The organism is Bradyrhizobium sp. PMVTL-01, assembly GCF_051861855.1.
In the GTDB taxonomy this organism is placed as follows: Bacteria; Pseudomonadota; Alphaproteobacteria; order Rhizobiales; family Xanthobacteraceae; genus Bradyrhizobium.
Window position 1 is genome coordinate 7,126,566 of the sequence record NZ_CP193982.1, and the last position, 18,944, is coordinate 7,145,509.

The 18,944-nt window shown below is 65.5% G+C and carries 18 protein-coding genes; 11 read left to right on the forward strand and 7 right to left on the reverse strand.

Features of this window, described 5'->3' with window-relative positions; genetic code table 11:
• Nucleotides 1-7: 7 nt before the first annotated feature.
• Complete coding sequence (gene asd, locus ACRQ5Q_RS34365) at nucleotides 8-871, reverse strand: archaetidylserine decarboxylase (protein WP_439394365.1); 864 nt, start codon at nucleotides 869-871, stop codon at nucleotides 8-10.
• 35 nt (nucleotides 872-906) lie between these two features.
• Between asd and ACRQ5Q_RS34370 the strand changes: the two genes are divergently transcribed.
• Entirely contained in the window at nucleotides 907-2,571 is a 1,665-nt protein-coding gene (locus ACRQ5Q_RS34370; RefSeq protein WP_439394367.1) for an aminotransferase class III-fold pyridoxal phosphate-dependent enzyme, read from the forward strand.
• 305 nt (nucleotides 2,572-2,876) lie between these two features.
• Here ACRQ5Q_RS34370 and ACRQ5Q_RS34375 read toward each other — a convergent pair whose 3' ends face one another.
• From ACRQ5Q_RS34375 to ACRQ5Q_RS34385, 3 genes are all read right to left on the reverse strand, one after another.
• Nucleotides 2,877-3,536: a hypothetical protein gene (locus ACRQ5Q_RS34375; protein WP_439394369.1), complete on the reverse strand. Its 660-nt coding sequence runs from the start codon at nucleotides 3,534-3,536 to the stop codon at nucleotides 2,877-2,879.
• 236 nt (nucleotides 3,537-3,772) lie between these two features.
• Nucleotides 3,773-4,462: a methyltransferase domain-containing protein gene (locus ACRQ5Q_RS34380; RefSeq protein WP_439394370.1), complete on the reverse strand. Its 690-nt coding sequence runs from the start codon at nucleotides 4,460-4,462 to the stop codon at nucleotides 3,773-3,775.
• Between the two features lie 33 nt (nucleotides 4,463-4,495).
• Nucleotides 4,496-5,548: a glycosyltransferase family 4 protein gene (locus ACRQ5Q_RS34385; protein WP_439370062.1), complete on the reverse strand. Its 1,053-nt coding sequence runs from the start codon at nucleotides 5,546-5,548 to the stop codon at nucleotides 4,496-4,498.
• 272 nt (nucleotides 5,549-5,820) lie between these two features.
• Here ACRQ5Q_RS34385 and ACRQ5Q_RS34390 point away from each other — a divergent pair, with 272 nt between their 5' ends.
• Nucleotides 5,821-6,537 (forward strand): L,D-transpeptidase, encoded by a 717-nt coding sequence (locus ACRQ5Q_RS34390; RefSeq protein ID WP_439370063.1) that lies wholly within the window; start codon nucleotides 5,821-5,823, stop codon nucleotides 6,535-6,537.
• A 113-nt stretch (nucleotides 6,538-6,650) separates the two neighbouring features.
• Entirely contained in the window at nucleotides 6,651-7,067 is a 417-nt protein-coding gene (locus ACRQ5Q_RS34395) for a c-type cytochrome (RefSeq protein WP_439394372.1), read from the forward strand.
• Nucleotides 7,068-7,278: 211 nt separating this feature from the next.
• Here the strand turns inward: ACRQ5Q_RS34395 and ACRQ5Q_RS34400 are convergent, their stop codons facing one another.
• Nucleotides 7,279-7,548, reverse strand: a complete 270-nt coding sequence (locus ACRQ5Q_RS34400; protein WP_439370065.1) for a hypothetical protein — start codon at nucleotides 7,546-7,548, stop codon at nucleotides 7,279-7,281.
• Nucleotides 7,541-8,335, reverse strand: coding sequence for a DUF899 domain-containing protein (locus ACRQ5Q_RS34405; RefSeq protein WP_439399927.1), 795 nt, complete (start codon nucleotides 8,333-8,335; stop codon nucleotides 7,541-7,543). Before ACRQ5Q_RS34405 ends, ACRQ5Q_RS34400 begins: the two co-directional genes overlap by 8 nt.
• Nucleotides 8,336-8,422: 87 nt before the next feature.
• Here ACRQ5Q_RS34405 and ACRQ5Q_RS34410 point away from each other — a divergent pair, with 87 nt between their 5' ends.
• The 8 genes from ACRQ5Q_RS34410 (at nucleotide 8,423) to ACRQ5Q_RS34445 (ending at nucleotide 18,256) form a co-directional block, all read left to right on the forward strand.
• Nucleotides 8,423-9,643 carry a helix-turn-helix domain-containing protein gene (locus ACRQ5Q_RS34410; RefSeq protein WP_439394373.1) on the forward strand — a complete coding sequence of 407 codons (1,221 nt, stop codon included), beginning with the start codon at nucleotides 8,423-8,425 and terminating at the stop codon, nucleotides 9,641-9,643.
• A 28-nt stretch (nucleotides 9,644-9,671) separates the two neighbouring features.
• Nucleotides 9,672-10,310, forward strand: a complete 639-nt coding sequence (locus ACRQ5Q_RS34415; protein WP_439370068.1) for a Vgb family protein — start codon at nucleotides 9,672-9,674, stop codon at nucleotides 10,308-10,310.
• Between the two features lie 126 nt (nucleotides 10,311-10,436).
• Nucleotides 10,437-12,005 carry a DUF4403 family protein gene (locus tag ACRQ5Q_RS34420; RefSeq protein WP_439394375.1) on the forward strand — a complete coding sequence of 523 codons (1,569 nt, stop codon included), beginning with the start codon at nucleotides 10,437-10,439 and terminating at the stop codon, nucleotides 12,003-12,005.
• 316 nt (nucleotides 12,006-12,321) lie between these two features.
• Nucleotides 12,322-13,431, forward strand: coding sequence for an ABC transporter ATP-binding protein (locus ACRQ5Q_RS34425; protein ID WP_439375675.1), 1,110 nt, complete (start codon nucleotides 12,322-12,324; stop codon nucleotides 13,429-13,431).
• Between the two features lie 56 nt (nucleotides 13,432-13,487).
• Nucleotides 13,488-14,546: an ABC transporter substrate-binding protein gene (locus tag ACRQ5Q_RS34430; RefSeq protein ID WP_439370070.1), complete on the forward strand. Its 1,059-nt coding sequence runs from the start codon at nucleotides 13,488-13,490 to the stop codon at nucleotides 14,544-14,546.
• Between the two features lie 255 nt (nucleotides 14,547-14,801).
• Nucleotides 14,802-16,052 (forward strand): ABC transporter permease, encoded by a 1,251-nt coding sequence (locus tag ACRQ5Q_RS34435; protein ID WP_439394376.1) that lies wholly within the window; start codon nucleotides 14,802-14,804, stop codon nucleotides 16,050-16,052.
• A complete protein-coding gene (locus ACRQ5Q_RS34440) occupies nucleotides 16,049-16,879 on the forward strand; it encodes an ABC transporter permease (protein ID WP_439394378.1) in 831 nt (276 codons plus the stop codon). The genes ACRQ5Q_RS34435 and ACRQ5Q_RS34440 overlap by 4 nt, the downstream gene beginning before the upstream one ends.
• A 165-nt stretch (nucleotides 16,880-17,044) precedes the next feature.
• Nucleotides 17,045-18,256 carry an ABC transporter substrate-binding protein gene (locus ACRQ5Q_RS34445; RefSeq protein ID WP_439370073.1) on the forward strand — a complete coding sequence of 404 codons (1,212 nt, stop codon included), beginning with the start codon at nucleotides 17,045-17,047 and terminating at the stop codon, nucleotides 18,254-18,256.
• A gap of 149 nt (nucleotides 18,257-18,405) precedes the next feature.
• On the opposite strand, the gene ACRQ5Q_RS34450 is transcribed toward ACRQ5Q_RS34445, so the two are convergent.
• Nucleotides 18,406-18,927 carry a PRC-barrel domain-containing protein gene (locus tag ACRQ5Q_RS34450; RefSeq protein WP_439394380.1) on the reverse strand — a complete coding sequence of 174 codons (522 nt, stop codon included), beginning with the start codon at nucleotides 18,925-18,927 and terminating at the stop codon, nucleotides 18,406-18,408.
• Between the last annotated feature and the right edge of the window lie 17 nt (nucleotides 18,928-18,944).

Consider the following 18,944-nt stretch of genomic DNA (forward strand, 5'->3'; position numbering starts at 1 on the left):
TTGAAGGCTACTTCCTCCTGAGCAGCGCCTCGCCCGCGCGGATCCGCGTGCCCTCGGCGATGCCATCGCAGAAGGTAAAATCGCCGGGCGCGAGGATGATGATGGTCGAGCCATGCTCGAACCAGCCGAGTTCCTCGCCCTTGCTCACCTTGACGTCGCAAGGGAAATTGACCGGCCCGCGCGTCTGCGCGTTCAGCACCATGTCGAGGAAGTGCAGCCGGATGCTCGCGACCAGGATCGCGGCCACCGGCACCAGCGTCACGGCCTCGCCGGTCGACAGATGCGTGCGGATCACCGCGCGCTCGTTCTTGCAGAACAGACGCTCGACCCTCTTCAAGGCAATCGGGTTGACGTTCCAGACATCGCCATGGATCAGCGTGACGCGTTCGATATGCGCGTCATAGGGCGCGTGGAAGCGGTGATACATGCTCGAGGTCAGCCGCAGCGTGACGAAGGAGCCGTTGCGGTGCTGCTCGACCAGCGCGGAATCACCCAGCAAGTCCAATAGCGAATAGGGCGCGCCCTTGACCTGGAACAGTTCGGTGTCGGCGATCTTCCCGTGCGCGCCCACGATGCCGTCCGAGGGGCTGGCGACGATGGATGGATCGGCATCAAAGGGACGCAGGCCCGGCTTGAGCTCCCGCGTGAAACAGTCGTGCAGGCTCTTGAAGTGGGGCTTGCGCGCCTCCGACAGGTCGAGGTCGGAGAACAGCTTCCACAGCGCGATCGAGAAGTCCCGCACCAGGGGATTCTCGATCTTGGAGAACCAGCCCATGAAGCGGGTCAGCGCCGCGCGGGGGATGCGGTTGGTCAACAGGAAGTTGAGGTCTTCCTGCTGGGTGAAAGAGGCGATGAGGGCTTTGACTGTCATGAATCTGTCAGCTCGCAGTATTAGCGCTTGTTGTCATGGAAACGACACTCCCGATTCTCTCGATGTCCGTGGCCGCCGCAGCGTCTGCTGCCGCCGTCCTCCCGAAGATCAAGGCGCGGGTCGAGTTGTCCCGCGCCAAGCACCGCTCGCTCGCCGGGCACTCCAAGATGTCGCGCCGGGTGGCGCGGCTGCTCCCGTTCTACGAGTTTAGCGGTGATCAGTATTTCGGCTGCGACGGCGCGCCGGGGAACGTGGTGAAGCAGCGCAAGGAAGCCTTCTTCCGCCTCGCAGCTCTCTACGCCGAGCGCTACCCCAAGGGCCGCGCGATGACGAAGGAAGCGGCGGAGACGATCTCCGACCTCAACTTCACCGAGAGCTACCGCGTGCCGTTCCAGTTCTCGCGACTCGTCCGCGAGCATCTGGGCACCTCGACCTTCATGGAATCGTCCAGCGGCGTCACCGTCACCGATGTCGATGGCAACGCCTCCTACGACCTCACGGGGTCCTACGGCGTCAACATCTTCGGCAACGACTTCTACAAGGAATGCATCGAGGGCTCCGAGAAGCGCGCGCATGCGCTGGGTCCGGTGCTCGGCCCCTATCACCCCGTCATCCTCGAGAACGTGCAGCGGCTCTGCAAGATCTCGGGCCTCGACGAGGTCTCGTTCCACATGTCCGGCACCGAAGCCGTGATGCAGGCGGTGCGGCTGGCGCGCTATCACACCAGGCGCACGCATCTCGTCCGTTTCGCCGGCGCCTATCACGGCTGGTGGGGCGACGTGCAGCCCGGCGCCGGCAATCCGATTCCCGCGCACGAGACCTACACCCTCGCCGAGATGTCGGAGAAGACGCTGCATGTGCTGAAGACGCGCAAGGACATCGCCTGCGTGCTGGTCAATCCGCTGCAGGGCCTGCATCCGAACGCCAACGCGCCCGGCGATTCCTCGCTGGTCGATTCCTCCCGCGGCGGCAACTTTGACCGCGCCGCCTACACGGAATGGCTGAAGAAACTGCGCGAGGTCTGCGACCAGCGCGGCATCGTGCTGATCTTCGACGAGGTCTTCGTCGGCTTCCGCCTCGCGGCCGGCGGCGCCCAGGAATATTTCGGCGTCAAGGCCGACATGGTGACCTACGGCAAGAGCCTCGCCGGCGGCCTGCCGGTCGGCGTGGTCTGCGGCAGGAAGGATTTGATGCGCCGCTTCCGCGACGATCATCCCGCCGACATCTGCTTCGCTCGCGGCACCTTCAACTCGCATCCCTACGTCATGACGGCGATGGACGAGTTCCTGAGCCGGCTCGCCAGCCCGAACTTCCGCGCTGTCTATGACGGGCTGGAGGAAACCTGGAACGGCCGCGTCAGGAAACTCAACGAGATGATGGAGGCCGCCGACCTGCCGGTGCGGTTCGCCAACCTCTCGTCGATCTGGACGGTGAAATACACCACGCCCTCCCGCTACAACTGGATGCTGCAATATTACCTGCGCGCCGAAGGCCTGGCGCTGAGCTGGGTCGGCACGGGACGGCTGATCTTCAGCCTGAACTACACCGACGCCGACTTCGCCGAGGTCGCGGAACGCTTCGTCCGCGCCGCCGGGAAGATGAAGGCCGACGGCTTCTGGTGGCACGACGGCGTGCTGACCAACAAGCAAATCAAGCGGCAGATCTTGAAGGAGATGCTGACCAAGCGCTTTGGGCGCTGAGGCTTTCTCACACTTGGCCCCGATCACCGCTCGCCCTTCTCCCTCGCCCCGCTTGCGGGGAGAGGGTCGGGGTGAGGGGGACTCTCCGCGCACACGGTGAGAGTTACTGGACACCCCGTTAGCAACGCCCCCGCGGAGAGCCCCCCTCACCCGAATTCGCGCTGCGCGCAAATTCGACCTCTCCCCGCACGCCGGGAGAGGTGAAGGAGGCGCCGCGTTCGCAACCCCCAAGACGTGGATGCCCGGGACAAGCCCGGGCATGACGTAACCATCAGACATCGGAGTGTCGTGTGAGGCCAGCGCGCTCAGGCGTGCTGCTCTTCGAGGACGGGCTCGCTGATGAGGCCCAGCGTGTGCTCGGGGTTGAGGTGCAGGCCGGGGTCCATCAGCTCGCCGCGCATCAAAGCGAGCGGAGCGCCGCGATAAAGCATCAGGTCGTGGAACGGATCGGTCAGGATCTTGGTCATCCAGACGAGGCCAGTCTCGACGTCGCGGATGAAGAACAGGTGCACGGTGCGGAACAGAAGACCGCCGCCGCCGACCACGAGCCAGATCTTGGCGACCTGACGCATGAAGTCGGTCGCGCCGGCCCCGGGCGTGAACAGGCCGAACAGCGTGGGATCGACGACCAGCACCAGCGGCGACAGCGCCCAGATCGCCATCAGCACCACCTTGCGCTGCAGGTTGTAGCCGACCTTGATCTCTTCCTTGTACTCGTGCGTGGCCTGGTTGATGTGGTCGTAGGTGTGCGGCTCGAAGAAGAAGTGACCGGCCTGGCGCGAGGTCATCGAGACCAGCCAGCCGACCAGCGCGGAGACCACGGGATCGATGAACAGCCAGACATACGCGAAGAGGAAGCTCAGCGCGCTGACGAAGTGCAGGCTCTGATTGATGCGGCTGTGGTGATAGTAGCGATGGTCGTCCCAGCGCTGGATCCGCAGGTGCTCGAGGTAATTCTTGATCATGCTCTCCCCCAAAATGCTTTCGGGTTCAGGATTTACAGGGATTCGATGTAGGCCGTGTGACATCATCATTTTGTCATGTGACGATGTGCAGCGGCGCGATGACGCACGCATTACTCCAGCTCCTCATCCTGAGGAGCGCGGAACGCGCGTCTCGAAGGATGAAGGCCGAGGTGCAACGGCACGGGCCTTCATGGTTCGAGACGGCGCTTGCGCGCCTCCTCACCGAGGGGCGACAGTCAGGCCGCCTTGGCGATGTCGACCTTGCGGAAGCGCACCAGCGAGAAGTGTCCCAGCGGCGGGATCAGGCGGCGCTCGGCGAGCTCGATGCCGCTCGCACCGGCCAGCCACTTGGCATAGCGCGACCAGGCGAACTCGGCGGTGCGGAAGCCGAGCGGACGCACCACCGGCTGCAGCTTCTGCTCGATGAAGCGGCGCATGCCGGCATCCGCACTGACGCGGGTCAGGATGATCAGCTCGCCGCCCGGACGCAGCACGCGGGCGAATTCGTCGAGCGCCTTCTCCGGGTTCGGCACGGCGGTGACGACGTACTGCGCCATCACCACGTCGAACGAATTGTCGGGGAATTCGAGCTTCTCGGCGTCCATCACGGCGAGGCCCTCGACGTTCTGCAGCTTGCCCTCGGCGACGCGCTGACGCGCCTTGTCGAGCATCGCTTCCGAAATGTCGGTGCCGAAGATGCGCAGGTGCGGCGCATAGAGCGGCAGCGAGATGCCGGTGCCGACGCCGACCTCGAGCACGCGGCCGCCGATCTTGTTGGTGGCCGCGATCGCCGCCGCCCGGCCCTTGGCGAACACGCCGCCGAACACGAGATCGTAGACCGGCGCCCAGCGATCATAGGCCTGCTCGACCGTGCCGCGGGTGAGGTCGAGCTGCTGGGTGCCGTCAAGGTTCATGAGCTTGGCCATCGATGAGGTTCTCGCTGTGGGTCCAATGAAAGGTCAACCGCGCACCGGCCGGCGCGCCATGCGAGGCGAGGCGCGCAGGACGCGGCTGGGCTGAAGTGAGGTGAGATTGCCGACGAACTGCCGCGCGCTGTTTTCCCAGGAACGCTCCAGCGCGAAGTTGCGGCAGGTCTCGCGCGACATGGTGAGTGCCCGCAGGCACGCAGTACGCAAATCGTGGTCGATCGCGCCGATCGGGTGATCGGCGATGACGTCCTTCGGTCCCGTGACCGGAAACGCCGCAACCGGCGTGCCGCAGGCGAGCGCCTCGAGCTGCACCACGCCAAAGGTGTCGGTCAGACTCGGAAACACGAACACGTCTGCGGCGGCGAGATGCGCAGTGAGATCCGCGCCCTTCTTCTCACCGAGGAACACGGCATCAGGATACTTCCTCTCCAGCGCCGCCCTCTGCGGGCCGTCGCCGACAACGACCTTCGTCCCGGGCAGGTCGAGCGAGAGGAACGCTTCGATATTCTTCTCCACCGCGACGCGGCCCATGGTCATGAAGATCGGGCCCGGCAGATCGAGCCTGGCCGGCGCGTCGGGATGGAACAGCTCGGTGTTGACGCCGCGCGTCCAGAAGCCGAGCCGCTTGAAGCCCCGCTCGGACAGTTCCTGCCGCAGCGAGGGCGTCGCCACCATGGTCATGGCGGCAGCATCGTGGAAGTGGCGCAGCACGGCATAGCCGACGGCATCAGGGATGCCGGTCCGCACCGAGACGTATTCCGGAAAACGCGTCGTGTACGAGGTGGTGAAGGCAAGGCCGTTGCGGCGGCAATAGGCCCGTGCGGCCCAGCCGATCGGGCCTTCGGTCGCTATGTGCAGCGCTTCCGGCGCGCACGTCTCGATCCGCCGCGCAAGCTCTTTGCGGCTCGGCAGCGCGAAGCGCAGGCCGGGATAGGTCGGCAGCGGCCAGGACGGAAAGCCGTCCGGCGTCAGGAAGTCGATCTCGACATCGAGGGCCTTGGCCGCATTCGCCAGCGAGGTCAGGGTGCGGACCACACCGTTGACCTGCGGATGCCAGGCGTCAGTCGCGATTAATACCCGCATGGGGAAATCCCGAGAGTTTGATGATTCTCGGCTTTCGACCATCAACCACGGATATTTCAGGCGTGTGACGTCATGGAAGTGTCGGCCCGCTGTTTTGTTCGTTAACGGAGCCCTGCAGCCACGAAACTGTCATGAAACAATCCTTGCAGCGATGAAACCGTTTTCGCTTTTCCGCGCAAACGTCCCGAAACTTGTTTCCCTTAGTGATTTACGCAACGGAGCACCGCAACGGTGCCGGGGTGACCAAACACCCGCGCAAACAGGGGCGACCAATGTTCAATCTGGACACGTTCAAGACGTATTCGCGCGCCGTTGCCTTCGGCGCAGTCGCGATCTCGACAATCGCGTTCTCCGGTCCGGCCAAGGCCGCGCCGGTGCAGCTCTTCCCCTTCTTCCAGCCGCTGCCGCCGATGGCCGCGCCGCAGCCGATCCAGCCCTATCAGCCCTACCAGGCGGCGCCCTCTCGGGTCGCACCGTCGGAAGATCAGGACACCGTCGAGATGCCGGCCCGCTTCCGCCGCCAGACGGTTTCCTACGCAACGCGCGAGGCGCCGGGCACCATCATCATCGATACGCCCAACACCTATCTCTATTACGTACTCGGCAACGGCCAGGCGGTGCGCTACGGCATCGGCGTCGGCCGCGACGGCTTCACCTGGTCCGGCATCCAGTCGGTGAGCAGGAAGGCCGAGTGGCCGGACTGGACCCCGCCGCCGGAGATGATTGCCCGCCAGCCCTATCTGCCGCGCCACATGGCCGGCGGCCCCGGCAACCCGTTAGGGGCCCGCGCCATGTATCTCGGCGGCACCATCTACCGCATCCACGGCACCAACGCGCCCGAGACCATCGGCAAGCACGTCTCGTCAGGCTGCATCCGCATGACCAATAACGACGTCACCGACCTCTATTCCCGCGTCAACGTCGGCACCAAGGTGATCGTGCTGCCGATGACGGAACGCCGCGCGGACCTCGGCGCGCCGGCGCGCTGACACGTCAGGACATTGTGACGCGAACGGCCCAGGAACCCACCCGGGCCGTTTTCGTTTGCCCTCGACATTCCGTCACGCGCCCGCTGCGGTGGCGGTCCCCGATGGAGCCGCCGATGCAACCACGCCAGCAGACATCGCCAAGTACATGGCTGCGCGTGATCACCGCCGCCGGAGCGTTGACGCTGCTCCTCTCCGCGCCCTCCTCGCTCGCACAACAGCCGGCGAGCGATGACGCAGCTCAGCAGGCCTTCAACAATGCGTGCCGCACCTGCCACTCCGTGAAGCAAGGCGACAACCGCCTCGGTCCCAACCTCAACAAGATCGTGGGCCGCAAGGCCGGCTCGCTGCCGGACTACAATTATTCGTCGTCGATGAAAGACGCCGGCTTCGTCTGGGACCAGGACAAGCTCATCCACTTCATGGAGAAGCCCGACGAGGTCGTGTCCGGCAACAAGATGCAGCCCTATGGCGGCGTCTCGGCAGAGGAAGCGGGGAAGATCGTTGCGTATCTTCAGGCTGCCTCGCAGTGAAGACGCGGGGCCGCCTTCGTTTGCGTCGGCGATTGTGGCACATCCTTCGAGACGCCCGCCTGCGGGGGGGCCCTCAGGATGAGGGTGGATTCGCGCCCGCAATATATCCGCGGTCACTTGCATCAAGCCACGGCTGCCAGTTAGCCTCATCCTGAAGGAGCGCGCCCTTGCGCGCGTCTCGAAGGACGAGGCGCACAACGGCGGAAGTCGCTCATCGGCCCCACCGCTCCGCGATCAACCTCAGCCACGCGGCAGAATGAAACGCGCTCATCAAGAGATACATCGGCACCATGCCGCCGAGCAGGGAGCCCTGCCCGGCGCCGCACAGCATGTCCGCCGGGCCGCCGCCGGGCGCGGCGGTCAGCACGGCCATGACCGCGAAGGTGGGCGTCGCCGCCAGGGCCAGCCATCCGGCGAGGCGGCGCGCGGCCGTCACGCCATCGCGGCTGGCGTCAGCCGTTGCGCTCGCGGGACTAGTCACGGCCTTCCGCGGCCTCCTTGCGAAACGCCTTCTCGCCGGCGTCCGAGATCTCGACCCATTTCTTGTCCGGCGCGGCGCCTTCCTCGTAGCTGTCGTGCCAGTTCCACCATTTGTAGGTCGGCGTCTGCGGATAACCCTGCGGCGAATCCTCCCAGACCTCCTGGCGTCCGAGCGGGGTGATGTCGAGATAGTTCCAGGTGCCGCCCATCTGCTCGTCGCCGCGGCTCTTGACGAAATAGGTGCGAAAGATGCGATCGCCGTCGCGGTAGAACACGTTGGTGCCGTGCCACTCGTCCACCCCGAAATCGGCATCAAAGCTGTCGGTGATGGTGACCCAGGGCATGGTCCAGCCCATCCGCTTCTTCAGCCTGGCGATGTCGGCCTGCGGCGCGCGCGAGGCGAACACCAGCGTGGTGTCGCGGGCGTTCAAATGCGACACATGGGCGACCTGATCGGCCACCATGGAGCAGCCGCGGCAGGCGTGATCGGGCCAGCCGAACACGCCCGGCTCGAAGAAGGCGCGGTAGACGATCAGCTGCCGCCGGCCCTGGAACAGATCAACGAGACTGACCTTGCCGCCGGGCCCTTCGAACGCATAGGTTTTGGCAACCTCCATCCATGGCATGCGCCGGCGCTCGGCGGCCAGGGCGTCGCGGGCACGAGTATGCGCCTTTTCCTTCACGAGCAGTTGCTGCCGGGCGGCCTCCCAGTCCTGCGGCGACACCACCGGCGGGGCCTGCATGGCGGTCTGTCCGTTGGTTCCGGCCTTTTCTGCTGATGTCGTCATCATGACTCTCCAAAGCTTGACGTCCTGCCGACGATTTCTGGCACCAAGCGGTCGCGCGGTGGGAGTAACAAGTGTGGCGGGATTGACATGGAGTCGCTGATCACGGCCGCTGCGCGGGCGCTGGAGGCCGGCGATCCGCTCGGCGCGCTGAACCGCGTGGCGCTGCGCAACGATGCACCGTCGCTGGCGCTGCGCGGCATCGCGATGGCGCAGCTCGGCGATCTCGCCAAGGCCAAGACGCTGCTGCGCAGCGCTGCGCGCGCCTTCGGTCCGCGCGAGGCTGTGGCGCGGGCAAGATGCGTGGTGGCCGAAGCCGAGATCGCGCTGGTCTCACGCGACCTGGGCTGGCCGGTGAAAACGCTCGCGGCAGCACGCGCGACACTCGAGATGCACGGCGATCTCGCCAATGCGGCCCATGCGGGCCACATCGAAGCGCGCCGTCTTCTTCTCCTCGGGCGGCTCGACGAGGCCGAGCGCACCTTGGCCGCCCTCGGCATCTCCGCACTCCCGCCGGCATCGCAAGTCGTGCGCGAGCTCGTGGTTGCCGGCATCGCGATCAGGCGGCTGAAAACAGGGGATGCCCGCGCGGCGCTCGAGCGGGCAGCCAGGGCAGCGCGGCAAGCAAAAATTGGGGCGCTCATGGCCGAGGTCGACAATGCAAAGCTGGTCCTCGACACGCCGGCGGCGCGCCTGATCGCGCGCGGCGAGGAACACCCGTTACTGCTCGGAGAGGTCGAACGGCTGGCGAGCTCGACGGCGCTGGTCGTGGACACCTTCCATCATGTCGTGCGCAGGCAAGGCGTCGTCGTGTCGCTCGGAACGCGGCCGGTGCTGTTCGCGCTCGCCCGTATTCTGGCGCAGGCATGGCCGGCGGATGTCTCGCGCGAGAGGTTGATTGCCGCTGCGTTTCAGGCAAGACATGTCGATGAGTCGCACCGCGCGCGATTGCGCGTCGAGATCGGGCGACTCCGCACCCAGCTCAAGCCGCTGGCCGATGTCGGCGCGACCAGGCAGGGTTTCGTGCTGGCGCCGCGCAAGACGCGCGATGTCCTCGTGCTGGCGCGCCCCAATGAGGAGAAGCACGCCGCCCTGCTTGCCTTTCTCACCGACGGCGAGCCGTGGTCGAGCTCCGCGCTAGCCCTTGCACTTGGAATCAGTCCGCGCACCGTCCAGCGAGCGCTCGAGGAGCTGGCGCGGTCGAACAAGATCCAGAGCTTCGGGCACGGGCGTGCGCGCCGCTGGATGACCCCGCCGGTCCCGGGTTTCCCGACAGGCTTGTTACTCCCCACGCCGCTCTTGAAGACGTAAGCTGCGTCATCTCACAGGGACCAGGCAAATGAAGCGTTCAGCCGCCGAGATCGTCAGGGAATACGGACCTTTTGACGGGGTCGAAGCCGTGCATGGCGTCACCTATGACGGCACCCATGTCTGGTTCGCATCCGGCGACAAGCTGAACGCGGTCGATCCCGCGAGCGGCAGGATCGCGCGGTCCATCGACGTCGCCGCGCATGCGGGCACGGCATTCGACGGTCGGCACCTGTTCCAGATCGCCGAAGACCGCATCCAGAAGATCGATGCGGCCACCGGCAAGGTGATTTCCACCATCCCCGCGCCCGGAGGCGGAGGCGATTCCGGCCTCGCCTGGGCGGAGGGCTCGCTGTGGGTCGGTCAATATCGCGAGCGGAAGATCCATCAGATCGATCCGGCCACCGGGAAGGTTCTCCGCACCATCGAGAGCAAGCGCTTCGTCACCGGCGTCACCTGGGTCGACGGCGAGCTCTGGCACGGCACCTGGGAAGGCGAGGACAGCGATATCAGGCGCGTCGACCCTGGCACGGGCAAGGTGCTGGAGCAGCTCGACCTGCCCGCAGGCACCATGGTCTCGGGTCTGGAGTCCGACGGCGGCGACCGTTTCTACTGCGGTGGCGGAGATCGCGGCAATGTGAGAGCGGTCCGCCGTCCGAAGCGCGGCTAGGTGCGCGACAGGCGGCAGGCGCGTTAGCGACCGTTAACCTGTTCGCCCCAATTCCACCCCACCGGTGCGCTCTAGCGGCCTCCTCGCCCGCCCTGTAAAATCCCGCCGGGGCGGCTTGGGGGATTGATGCGACTGACGTTGAATTTGAAGACTATCCTGATCGCCGTCGCGGTGCTCGCGGCGTCGTTCTTCATCAGCCTGAAGGCGATCGACTTGCTGTCGCCGCGCGCGACGAATTCCGCGCCGCCGGTGGCACAACTGCCGCCGCTGCCGCCGGCCTCGAAGAGCTCGATCGTAGTCGCGCCGGTCGCCATCGCGCTGTCGGCGATCCGCGAGCAAGCCGAGAAGGCCGCGCCGCGCAATTTCGCGGGCAAGGCGGACAATCCGATCCCGCAGATCCTTGAGAACGCCGATATCGGCTGGACCGCCGCGCGCGGCCCGATGGCCGCCGCCGGTGACAAGGACGTGCTGACGATCTCGACGCCGCTCACCGGCAAGCTGAACGTGACGGGCTCCTTGTCGGCGAAGGCCACCGGCGCGCTCGGTGACGCGCTCGGCAGCGTCCTCGGCGCTGATGCGGCGAAGCGCATCGGCGCGATCAACATCAAGAATTTGAACGCCAGTGCCGAGATCAAGGGCAACGTCATCGTCACCTCGCGTCCGAAGCTCGCGGCGAACTGGCATCTCGAACCCAATCTCGGCGCCCAGGTCAATCTCGGCGACACCAACCTCAATGTCTCCGGCGCCAAGGTCAACGTGCCGGCGCAGGTGAAGCCGCTGATCGACAAGAACGTCAGCGAGCAGATCAACCTCGTCTCCGAGCGCATCCGCAACGATCCCTCGCTGCGCGAGAACGCCAAGCTGCAATGGTCCAAGGCCTGCCGCTCGATCCCACTGCAAGGCTCGGGCGCCTCGGCGGCGCTGCCGCCGCTCTGGCTGGAGATGAAGCCGGTCCGCGCCATCGCGGCGCAGCCGCGGGTGGATGCGCAGGCGGTGACGCTGCTGCTCGGCCTCGAGGCCGAGACGCGCGTGACCTCGACGCAGACCAAGCCGGAGTGCCCGTTCCCCGACAAGATCTCGATCGTGCCGCCGACCGGCACCGGCGTGAGCATCGGCGTGCCGATCGACGTGCCCTTCACCGAGATCAACAAGCTCGTCGCCGCGCAGATGGTCGGCCACACCTATCCCGAGGACGGTTCGGGCCCGGTCGACGTCACCGTCAAGACCGTCGACGTGATCCCGTCGGGCGACCGGCTGCTGATCTCGCTCCTGCTGCGCGCCAAGGAAAAGAAGAGCTGGCTTGGTCTCGGGGCGGAGGCAACCGTCCACATCTGGGGCCGGCCGATGCTCGACCAGGCGCAGCAGACGCTGCGGCTCGCCGACATTCAGCTCGCGGTCGAGTCCGAGGCGGCCTTCGGACTGCTCGGCGCGGCGGCGCGCGCGGTCGTGCCGCAGATGCAGCAGGCCCTGGTGCAGAAGGCGACGCTCGACCTGAAGCCGATCGCCGCCAATGCTCGCGAGAAGATCGCAGCCGCGATCGCCGATTACCAGAAGAGCGAGGACGGCCTCAAGGTCGACGCCAGGATCGACAGCCTGACGCTCGCCGACATTGCCTTCGACTCCAGGACGCTGCGCGTGGTCGCGGAAGCCGGCGGAACGCTCAACGTGTCGGTGACCAAGCTGTCGGGGATGTAGCGCGCCCACCGCAAGGCTATCGCATTTGAGAGCTTCTCCCTGCGGCCATCCTTGGAGACGTCCCCCTGTTTGCGGCCACCTCGGATGAGGACCGGAGCGCGCGGCAGCAGTCTCAACGAGCACCGATCCCGATTAGCCTCATGCCGAGGAGGCGCGTAAGCGCCGTCTCGAAGGACGTGGCGCGCGCAGGCCTCCACCACGAGTCGTATGCGATGCGCTGCCCCTTACCGGGCCGTCCTCGCCGCTTGCGCCGCTGGCATTCTCGCCGCAGGATGCTAGTCTCACGCGGCATTGTAGGGGACAACGCGAGGACAACATGGAAGCCGGCATGGTCACGCCTGCGCCGGCGCTGGTACGCTTTTCCGGCATTCAGAAAACCTACGATGGCGAGCACCTCGTGGTGAAGAACCTCGATCTCGACATCCGGAAGGGCGAGTTCATCACCCTGCTCGGCCCGTCGGGCTCGGGCAAGACGACCACGCTGATGATGCTGGCCGGCTTCGAGGTTCCGACCCATGGCGAGATCTACCTCGGGGACCGGCCGATCAAGAACGTGCCGCCGCACAGGCGCGACATCGGCATGGTGTTCCAGAACTACGCCCTGTTTCCGCACCTGACGATCGCGGAGAACATCGCCTTCCCGCTCTCCGTTCGCAAGATGAGCAAGGCGGAAGCGCAGGAGCGCGTCAGCGCGGCGCTGCGCATGATCAAGATGGAAACAATGGCGCAGCGGCGGCCCGGGCAGCTGTCCGGCGGTCAGCAGCAGCGCGTCGCGCTGGCCCGCGCGCTGGTCTTCAATCCGCAGCTCGTGCTGATGGACGAGCCCCTCGGCGCCCTGGACAAGCGTCTGCGGGAGCAGATGCAGCTGGAGATCAAGCAGCTGCACGAGACGATGGGCATCACCATCGTCTACGTCACCCACGACCAGAGCGAGGCGCTGACCATGTCGGACCGCATCGCCGTCTTCAACGACGGCATCGTGCAGCAGATCGACAGGCCCGATGCGCTGTACGAGCATCCGGTGAACAGTTTCGTTGCCCACTTCATCGGCGAGAACAATGTGCTGGCCGGCACCGTCGAGACCATCGACAAGGACTATTGCCGCGTCGCGCTGGCCGGCGGCGGCGCCGTGACCGCACGGGCGGTCAATGTCTCTGGCGCGGGCGCATTGACCTCGCTGTCGGTGCGGCCGGAGCGTGTCGCCATTGCCCCGGATGGCAGCTCCAGCGAAGGACCGAACCGGCTGCCGGCGAAAGTGCAGAACACCATCTATCTCGGCGATCACGCGCTGGCCGTGCTGGATGTCTCGGGGAATGCCGACTTCATGGTCAAGCTTCAACCGGGAGCGCATCACAGTCTCACACCTGGCGAAGGCGTGTTCGTCACCTTTCGGCCCGAGGATTGCCTGGCCCTCGATCCCGTCTGATCCAGACCTGCATCGATCAACTTCAACGTAACGCACAGGTAGAAGGAACAAGGACCATGCTGAAGCGCAAGATTGGCAAGATCGCTCTGGGTTTCGCCGCGGCACTGGGCGCCGGCGCTGCGCTGGCCACGGTCGCAGAGGCGCGTGACCTCACCGTCGTGTCGTGGGGCGGCGCCTATCAGGATGCCCAGAAGAAGGTCTATTTCGAGCCGTTCAAGAAGGCGTCCGGCGTTGCCATGAACGACGAATCCTGGGACGGCGGCGTCGGCGTGTTGCGCGCCAAGGTGCAGGGAGGCGCCGCAACCTGGGACGTCGTCCAGGTCGAGAGCGACGAACTGGCGGTCGGCTGTGAGGAAGGCCTGTTCGAGAAGCTCGACTATTCCAGGATCGGCGGTGAGGCCGCCTATATCCCGCCGTCGGTCAATCCTTGCGGCGTCGGCGCCATCCTCTACGATTTCGTTCTCGGCTACGACAGGGACAAGCTGAAGGAAGCACCAAGCGGCTGGGCCGACTTCTTCGACACCAAGAAGATTCCCGGCAAGCGCGCGCTGCGTCAGGGCCCGAAGACCACGCTGGAGATCGCGCTGATGGCCGACGGCGTCGCGCCGAAGGACGTCTACAAGGTGCTGGCGACCGACGAGGGCGTCGATCGCGCGTTCAGGAAGCTCGACACCATCAAGGGCGACATCGTGTGGTGGAAGGCCGGCGCCCAGCCGCCGCAATTGCTCGCCTCCGGCGAGGTGGCGATGACCTCGGTCTACAATGGCCGCATCGATACCGCGAACAAGAACGAGAAGAAGAACTTCGGCATGGTGTGGGATGGCGCGCTCTTCACCCTCGACAGCTGGGTCATCCTGAAGGGCAGCCCGAACAAGGATGCGGCCTACAAGTTCCTCGACTTCGCAGGCAAGGCGGAGAACCAGTCCAAACTGTCGGAGAACATTGCCTATGGCACCTCGAACAAGGACGCAGCCGCTCTGCTCGCGCCCGCCGTTCTGAAGGATCTCCCGACGGCGCCCGACAACATCAAGAACGCGGTCGAGATCAACGTGGCCTTCTGGCTCGAGAACATCGATCGCCTGACCGAGCGCTTCAACAAATGGGCCGCGAAATAGCGCGCGACAGCACCGCGGTGCGGCGCAGGCGGAAAGAAAGGTGGCTGATAGCTCCCCGCAGCGCGCCCGCCTGTGGCGGGCCCTCAGGATGAGGTCTGAGTCTGTGGCAGCGACTTTACAGACACTGATGTCGAGGAGCCTCATCCTGAGGAGACCGCGAAGCGGTCGTCTCGAAGGGCGAGGCGCGCGCTCAGGTCGCTATACCATTGCCCGCGCCGAAATGCCGAGGTACGTCCGGTCAAAGAGGTTCGCGCCATGACAATGGCGTCCCTGAGTGAGGCCGAGGTACCGCTCAAGCGCCGATTGAGGCGGGCGGAGCGGATGCGCCAAATCAAGGCATTGGCGCTGGTCATGCCGCTGCTCGTCTTCCTGCTCTTCACCTTCGCAGGCCCCATCGCCGGCATGCTGTGGCGTGCGGTCGATGACCGCGAGGTGCGCCAGGTCCTGCCGCAAACCATCGCCGCTCTCGCCGACTGGGACGGTAGGGACCTGCCGGATGAAAAGGCCTATGCGGCGCTGGTCAGCGACATCCTGGCGGCGCGCACCGCCGGCACCATTGCGATTGCGGCCAAACGGCTCAATTACGCGCTGAACGGTTTTCGCACGATCCTCACCAGCACGGCGCGCAATCTGAAGTCGGCGCCGGAGCCTGGGACGGCCAAGGAGACGCTGGGCAAGATCAATCCGGCCTGGCGCGAACGCACGACCTGGACGACGATCAAGGACGCCAGCGGCCCGGTGACCGGCTTCTATCTTCTGGCAGCGCTCGACCTGACGCGGAACGCGGACGGCGCGATCGTCGCGGCTCCGCCGGACCAGGCCATCTATCGCGATATTTTCGTCCGCACCTTCCTCATCAGCCTCGGTGTCACGGCCCTCTGCCTGATCCTCGGTTTTCCGGTGGCTTACCTCCTGGCGACGCTGCCGCCGGGCCGGTCGAACCTCTTGATGATCTTCGTACTGCTACCGTTCTGGACGTCGCTTCTGGTCCGCACCTGCGCCTGGATCGTCCTCTTGCAGAGCAAGGGCGTCGTGAACGACAGCCTGCACTGGCTCGGCATCATCGACGAGCCGTTGCGCCTGATCTACAACCGCTTCGGTGTCTGCGTGGCCATGACCCACGTTCTGCTGCCGTTCATGATCCTGCCGCTGTACAGCAGCATGCAGGCGATCTCGCCCGCCTATATGCGCGCCGCGGCCTCGCTCGGTGCCCCGCCTCTCGCCGCCTTCCTGCGCATCTACCTGCCGCAGACGCTGCCCGGCATCGGGGCGGGAAGCCTGCTCGTTTTCATCCTGGCGCTCGGCTACTACATCACACCGGCGCTCGTCGGCGGCGCCGCCGACCAGATGATCAGCTATTTCATCGCGCTCTACACCACCGAGACGGCCAATTGGGGCCTTGCTTCGGCGCTGGGTGCGGTGCTGCTGCTGGCCACCGTTCTGCTTGCCCTCGTCTACGGCAAGCTGGTGCAGGGGCAGCAGGTCACGGGAGGCATGAAGAATTGAGCGACAATTCTTCTCTCCGCACGCCCAGCCAGCGCATCGCCTGGAGCGCGGCCATCGTTCTCTCGACGCTGGTGTTCGTCTTCCTGATCGCGCCGATCCTTGCGATCATGCCGCTGTCCTTCAGCTCGGGCTCCTACCTGACCTATCCGCTGCCGGGTCTTTCCTTGCGCTGGTACGACGACTTCTTCACTTCGCCGCGCTGGATCAATTCGCTGAAGAACAGCATGATCATCGGCATCGCCTCGACCCTGCTGTCCATGGTCCTGGGCACGCTGGCCGCGCTGGGGCTCGCGCAGTGGAAGAGCCGGTTCAAGCCGCTCGTGCTGGCCTTCGTGCTGTCGCCGGTCGTCGTGCCCGGCGTCATCACTGCGGTCGGCCTGTATTTCTTCTTCGCGCCGATCGGCCTTACCGGCAGCTATCTCGGCCTGATCCTGGCCCACACCGCGCTGGCGACGCCCTTCGTGGTGATCACGGTCGGCGCGACGCTGCAGAGCTTCGACACCAATCTGGCGCGCGCCGCCGCCTCGCTCGGCGCCTCGCCGCTGCAGGCGTTCCGCCGCGTGATCCTGCCGCTGATCCTTCCGGGCCTCGCCTCGGGCGCGCTGTTCGCCTTCGCGACCAGCTTCGACGAGGTGGTGATCGTGCTGTTCATGGCAGGTCCGGAGCAGCGCACTTTGCCCCGCGAGATGTTCAGCGGCATCCGCGAGAACATCAGCCCGACGATCACGGCAGCGGCGGTGATCCTGACGACCGTGTCGGTCATCCTCCTCGCGACGCTGGAAGCCTTGCGCAGGCGCAACGAACGGCTCAAGGCGGGCGGGGGCTGATGACTTCCCTCTCCCCGCCTGCGGGGAGAGGCGAAGGGAACACCGCCCGCCCCTTCCGATTTTGCATTCCGCTATGCCGCGCGCCGCTTAGCTGCCGCGGCCGATAGCCGCTACAACGGTCCCCGCAAACAACGCCCGAACAACAAAACCCAGGGAGAAAACAACATGCAAAAACTCATCGCTGCCGTCGCGGCCGGCATCGCGCTCGCCGCCACGTCAGGTGCCGCGCAGGCACAGATTTCCGACGATGTCGTCAAGATCGGCGTGCTCACTGACATGTCGAGCCTCTATGCGGATGCGACCGGCAAGGGCTCGCTCGCCGCCGTCGAGATGGCGGTGGCCGATTACGGCGCCAAGGTCGCGGGCAAGCCCGTTCAGGTGGTCGCCGCCGATCACCAGAACAAGCCCGACGTCGGCGTCAACATCGCCCGCAACTGGTACGACAACGACAAGGTCGACGCGATCTTCGACGTGCCGACATCGTCGGTGGCGCTGCCGATCTCGGCGCTGACGCGCGAGAAGAACAAGATCAACATCAATTCGGGCGGCGGCTCCTCCGACATCACCGGCGTCGCCTGCTCACCCAATACCGTGCACTGGACCTACGACACCTACGCGCTGTCCAACGTCGCCGGCAAGGCGATGGTCAAGCGCGGCGAGGACACCTGGTTCTTCGTCACCGCCGACTACGCATTCGGCATGGCGCTGCAGCGCGACGCCGCGAACGTCGTCAAGGAAAGCGGCGGCAAGGTGCTCGGCGAGGTCCGCCATCCCCTCAACTCGTCCGATTTCTCCTCGTTCCTGCTGCAGGCCCAGGCCTCCAAGGCCAAGGTGGTCGCGCTGGCCAACGCCGGCGGCGACACCACCAACGCGCTGAAGCAGGCGGCCGAGTTTGGCCTGACCCAGGGCGGCCAGAAAATGATCGCGCTCTTGCAGGAGATCACCGACACCCATTCGCTCGGCATCAAGGCGACGCAGGGCCTGATCGTCACCGACGCCTTCTACTGGGACATGAACGACGAGACGCGCGCCTTCTCCAAGCGCTTCAACGAGAAGGCAGGCCACATGCCGACCATGATCCAGGCCGGCCTCTATTCGGCCACCATGCACTATCTGAAGGCGATCGAGGCCATCAACACCGACCAGGCGCCGAAGGTGATGGAGCAGATGCGCAAGACGCCGGTCAACGACTTCTTTGCGAAGAACGGCAAGATCCGCATCGACGGCCGCATGGTCCACGACATGTATCTGTTCGAGGTCAAGAAGCCCGAGGAGTCCAAGGGCGAGTGGGACCTCTACAAGCTGATCGCCACCGTGCCCGGCGACGAGGCCTTCCGTCCGCTCGACAAGGGCGGCTGCCCGCTGGTGACGCACTAGTCTCCGTTGCGAGCGCAGCGAAGCAATCCAGAATCCCTCCACGGCGACAGTCTGGATTGCGTCGTTGCAAGAGCTCCTCGCAATGACGAAGACGCGACGGCGCGCCGGGTGAAAACCAGGCGCGCCTCGCTCAGCCGATCAGAGCCGCATTACTCCGAGTACTTGAACTCGGGCATGTTCTTCAGCTCGTCCTTGCTCGCATTGAACACGGCGTGGTCCGGATACCACTTCGACGTGGACGACGTCGTGGTCGCCGCAGGCCTGTCGGTGCCGGTCGCAGCGCCCGTCGTCGTGGTCGCGGCGGGCTTGGCGCCCGGGTTCGTGCTGGCGCCGGTATAGGCCACGGCCTCGTTGACGAACTTCAGCTTCTCGTAGGGAACGGCGACCAGATGCTCGCCCATGCCGAGGAAGCCGCCGACGCCGATCACGGCGATCTTGACGGCGCCGCTCTTGTCCATCAGCAGGTCGTTGATCGAGCCGATGTTTTCGTTGGCATCGTTGTAGACCTTCAGGCCCGACATTTTCGAGACACGCCATTCACCGGACGCCGCGGTGGTCGTCGTTGTCGCGCTGGCCGCCTTGTCGGTGGTAGCCGTCGGGTTTTGCGCGAACGCAACGGTTGCAAGCAGTGCGGTGCCGGCGAGGCCGGCAGCGATCGATTTCATCAGCATGTTGTCCTCTCCTTCAA

Bases quoted from the DNA above. Each gene is read 5' to 3' on its own strand.
- asd (WP_439394365.1), bottom strand. From the start codon at position 871: ATGACAGTCAAAGCCCTCATCGCCTCTTTCACCCAGCAGGAAGACCTC.
- ACRQ5Q_RS34370 (WP_439394367.1), top strand. From the start codon at position 907: ATGGAAACGACACTCCCGATTCTCTCGATGTCCGTGGCCGCCGCAGCG.
- ACRQ5Q_RS34375 (WP_439394369.1), bottom strand. From the start codon at position 3,536: ATGATCAAGAATTACCTCGAGCACCTGCGGATCCAGCGCTGGGACGAC.
- ACRQ5Q_RS34380 (WP_439394370.1), bottom strand. From the start codon at position 4,462: ATGGCCAAGCTCATGAACCTTGACGGCACCCAGCAGCTCGACCTCACC.
- ACRQ5Q_RS34385 (WP_439370062.1), bottom strand. From the start codon at position 5,548: ATGCGGGTATTAATCGCGACTGACGCCTGGCATCCGCAGGTCAACGGT.
- ACRQ5Q_RS34390 (WP_439370063.1), top strand. From the start codon at position 5,821: ATGTTCAATCTGGACACGTTCAAGACGTATTCGCGCGCCGTTGCCTTC.
- ACRQ5Q_RS34395 (WP_439394372.1), top strand. From the start codon at position 6,651: ATGCAACCACGCCAGCAGACATCGCCAAGTACATGGCTGCGCGTGATC.
- ACRQ5Q_RS34405 (WP_439399927.1), bottom strand. From the start codon at position 8,335: ATGACGACATCAGCAGAAAAGGCCGGAACCAACGGACAGACCGCCATG.
- ACRQ5Q_RS34410 (WP_439394373.1), top strand. From the start codon at position 8,423: ATGGAGTCGCTGATCACGGCCGCTGCGCGGGCGCTGGAGGCCGGCGAT.
- ACRQ5Q_RS34415 (WP_439370068.1), top strand. From the start codon at position 9,672: ATGAAGCGTTCAGCCGCCGAGATCGTCAGGGAATACGGACCTTTTGAC.
- ACRQ5Q_RS34420 (WP_439394375.1), top strand. From the start codon at position 10,437: ATGCGACTGACGTTGAATTTGAAGACTATCCTGATCGCCGTCGCGGTG.
- ACRQ5Q_RS34425 (WP_439375675.1), top strand. From the start codon at position 12,322: ATGGAAGCCGGCATGGTCACGCCTGCGCCGGCGCTGGTACGCTTTTCC.
- ACRQ5Q_RS34430 (WP_439370070.1), top strand. From the start codon at position 13,488: ATGCTGAAGCGCAAGATTGGCAAGATCGCTCTGGGTTTCGCCGCGGCA.
- ACRQ5Q_RS34435 (WP_439394376.1), top strand. From the start codon at position 14,802: ATGACAATGGCGTCCCTGAGTGAGGCCGAGGTACCGCTCAAGCGCCGA.
- ACRQ5Q_RS34445 (WP_439370073.1), top strand. From the start codon at position 17,045: ATGCAAAAACTCATCGCTGCCGTCGCGGCCGGCATCGCGCTCGCCGCC.
- ACRQ5Q_RS34450 (WP_439394380.1), bottom strand. From the start codon at position 18,927: ATGCTGATGAAATCGATCGCTGCCGGCCTCGCCGGCACCGCACTGCTT.